Genomic DNA, 640 nt, shown 5'->3' on the forward strand with positions numbered 1-640 from the left:
ATTTCGCTGAGCAAATTCTGCCTGGCACTTTTGAGTATGCCCTTTGTTATATTGTCGAAAATAAACTCGATTTATCGGGGTTTGACGCGTGGTACAACAATGACAAAACGGGCGCGGCGGCGTATCCACCTTCGGTAATGCTAAAGATTATTTTACTGGGCTATGCACATGGTTTGATCAGTAGCCGTCGAATTGCTAAAGCGTGTGAGACGAACATTTTATTTATGAGTGTGTCGGGAGATATCCAGCCGCATTACACATCAATAGCAGGCTTCGTTGCTAAAATGCATGAACAGATTGAGCCGATTTTTACGCAAGTGCTGATGATATGTGATGAGGAAGACTTGATAGGCCGCAACATGTTTGCCATTGATGGGTGTAAATTAAAGTCCAATGCGAGTAAAGAGTGGAGTGGCACATTCGATGAGTTAGGTCGCAAAAAAGCAAAACTAGAACGCGCAAGCAAACGTATTATTGAACGCCACCAATCACAAGATGGACTGGGCGAAGAATTGATAACTCAGGATTTAAAACAAAAAGAAAAGCTAGATAAAAGTGCAGATAAAATCACCGAGTTTTTAGCCACTCACGAAGAGAAAACAGGCAGTAAAGGCAAGCCTGTTAAAAGTAATATCACTGA

Annotated in this window: 1 protein-coding gene; it reads left to right on the forward strand. The window is 41.9% G+C overall.

The window, feature by feature from the left end:
- On the forward strand, positions 1-640 hold a 640-nt coding region (locus QL995_RS21655; RefSeq protein ID WP_290295082.1), incomplete at both ends, for a transposase.

The sequence above is a fragment of the Pseudoalteromonas sp. APC 3358 genome (genome assembly GCF_030408075.1).
Classification (GTDB): domain Bacteria; phylum Pseudomonadota; class Gammaproteobacteria; order Enterobacterales; family Alteromonadaceae; genus Pseudoalteromonas; species Pseudoalteromonas arctica.